The sequence below is a fragment of the Plectonema radiosum NIES-515 genome, from assembly GCF_025753815.1.
Taxonomy (GTDB): Bacteria; Cyanobacteriota; Cyanobacteriia; order Cyanobacteriales; family Nostocaceae; genus Hassallia; species Hassallia radiosum_A.
Genome location: NZ_JAOWRF010000188.1, coordinates 1 through 1,962 on the forward strand (window position 1 = coordinate 1; position 1,962 = coordinate 1,962).

Genomic DNA, 1,962 nt, shown 5'->3' on the forward strand with positions numbered 1-1,962 from the left:
CCCACTCCCCACCATCCACTACCCACTACCCACTATCCACCACCTATGAACTAAACTAGTAATTTGTAGTGTAATTTTGTAAAATTCTCTTCTATGATTACCAGACTTTCAGCAGCTGTTTACGGGATGGCGACAGCACCAACTGTAGCTCCTGAACGGTCTAGTCAAGCTACTCAAAAGCTTTATCCAAACTTTAAGGTCATTGTTTTAAATGATGATTTTAATACATTTCAGCATGTGGCTGAGTGTTTGGTAAAGTATATACCAGGGATGACACCCGATCGCGCTTGGGATTTGACTAACCAGGTGCATTATGAAGGTCAAGCGATCGTTTGGGTTGGTCCACAAGAACCAGCGGAACTGTATCATCAGCAGTTGCGTCGAGCTGGCTTAACAATGGCTCCTTTAGAAGCAGCATAATCACAATGGGCAAACCTACCGATGCCAGATTAGTATGGAATCACTCAACCCACATTCCCGGTCTTATCCCCATTTTAGAACGTCTCTGCCACCACGAGGGACTGCAAACTGTCACACCGGGAGTGATTGGACGAGTAAGAGGTCACTGCCCAAAAATGCAATTACGCGTGTCTGTACCGATTCGTGGAGGCTTTAAGGTAATCGCACGTCAAGGTAAAACGGTGCAAGAGGTGTTTATCCTGACCACTTTGGCTCAGGATAAACTCGAAGAAGCGATCGCGATCGCCATGAGAAAGTAATTTGTCCACAGTCACAAATCACAAATAACTATTCTTCAACCTCATGCACTGCAAATTTGTGTAGCGGCAGGCTGAGAATGCAAGAAAATGTTAATAAATATGACAATGCTGTTGTAATTCTCAACGACATCACTACTGCTGACCATTCCGGTAAAATTACTTTCTCTATACTAAAAGCAACGCAGTAAACTAACCAGTAAGTAAAGCTCATTCTTAACAGAATTCGTTCTGTTTCTTCCCATTCATTTTTTTCTTGTTTGCGATCGCACAGAAGCAACAAACCAGCAATACAAGCCACAAAAGAAACAGCAACGACAAATTCGTGACAAACTAAGTTTACTGAATGCATGTTTCGATGTCCCAACTTTTTCCGATTGTTGATCAGTCTAAAGGAATAGTCGTTTGGGATACAAAAAACTTTAACAAACTGCAATATCAACTGAGAAAAATGTAAACAATTAAAAAAAATTATGAAGTTGGGACTAGGGACTGGGGATTAGGGATTAAGAAATATGAAGATTCTTTTCGAGTCCAAGCGTCCCTACTCCCTTTATTCACAATCTTGAGCTTCACAAGCACTAATGCTTACCCAGCTACTGGAACCATCTTGCCAATGTTCTTTTTTCCATATTGGTGCTTGATGCTTGAGGGTATCAATACCATAACGGCAAGCTTCAAACGCTTCACGACGGTGAGGACAACCCACGGCTACTAAAACGCTGATTTCGCCGATTTTTAAGTGCCCAACGCGATGATAAATCACAACTCGACTCACATCAGACCAAGAGGAGCGAATATCAGCCGCAATTTGATAAAATACCCGCAGTGCCATCGGTTCGTAAGCTTGGTACTCCAGTGACATCACAGCTTTACCATCTGTTTGATTGCGAACCATTCCACTCATCAGCACGATCGCACCATTGGCTTGATCGTCAGCCATAGCATAGACTTCCTCAACAGACAAGGGTGCAAAAGTAATCGCAAAGCTATCTTTAGCACTTGGTTTAATCCCAAAGGCAGGTGTTGTTGTCTTCACTGAGTTCATTTTATTCGGCATCACTATCTACTCTTCAGTTTAAGCTTTGCTTACCTGTTGCTTAATTTAAATCTTACTCTTGTGTGCTCTTGAGTGCTCTTGAGTGCTCTTGAGTGCTCTTGTGTGGGGGAAAGAAGAATTATTCTCCTTGTCCCCCCAGTCGCTATAACTCCGGGAACCTCCCTTGTCCCCCTTGTCCCCCTTGTC

Annotated in this window: 4 protein-coding genes; 2 read left to right on the forward strand and 2 right to left on the reverse strand. The window is 43.0% G+C overall.

The genetic code is table 11. From position 1 onward, the window contains the following. Positions 1 to 126 precede the first annotated feature (126 nt). Positions 127 to 420, forward strand: coding sequence for an ATP-dependent Clp protease adapter ClpS (clpS, locus tag OGM63_RS12490; protein ID WP_318528452.1), 294 nt, complete (start codon positions 127 to 129; stop codon positions 418 to 420). A 5-nt stretch (positions 421 to 425) separates the two neighbouring features. Continuing rightward, complete coding sequence (locus OGM63_RS12495) at positions 426 to 719, forward strand: DUF2103 domain-containing protein (protein WP_263745896.1); 294 nt, start codon at positions 426 to 428, stop codon at positions 717 to 719. Between the two features lie 28 nt (positions 720 to 747). On the opposite strand, the gene OGM63_RS12500 is transcribed toward OGM63_RS12495, so the two are convergent. Both OGM63_RS12500 and OGM63_RS12505 read right to left on the reverse strand, forming a co-directional pair. Then, positions 748 to 1,068, reverse strand: coding sequence for a hypothetical protein (locus OGM63_RS12500; RefSeq protein ID WP_263745897.1), 321 nt, complete (start codon positions 1,066 to 1,068; stop codon positions 748 to 750). Between the two features lie 201 nt (positions 1,069 to 1,269). Beyond that, positions 1,270 to 1,764: a molybdenum cofactor biosynthesis protein MoaE gene (locus OGM63_RS12505; protein WP_263745898.1), complete on the reverse strand. Its 495-nt coding sequence runs from the start codon at positions 1,762 to 1,764 to the stop codon at positions 1,270 to 1,272. Between the last annotated feature and the right edge of the window lie 198 nt (positions 1,765 to 1,962).

Coding starts and splice junctions, on each gene's coding strand:
- clpS (WP_318528452.1), top strand. CDS start 127: ATGGCGACAGCACCAACTGTAGCTCCTGAACGGTCTAGTCAAGCTACT.
- OGM63_RS12495 (WP_263745896.1), top strand. CDS start 426: ATGGGCAAACCTACCGATGCCAGATTAGTATGGAATCACTCAACCCAC.
- OGM63_RS12500 (WP_263745897.1), bottom strand. CDS start 1,068: ATGCATTCAGTAAACTTAGTTTGTCACGAATTTGTCGTTGCTGTTTCT.
- OGM63_RS12505 (WP_263745898.1), bottom strand. CDS start 1,764: ATGAACTCAGTGAAGACAACAACACCTGCCTTTGGGATTAAACCAAGT.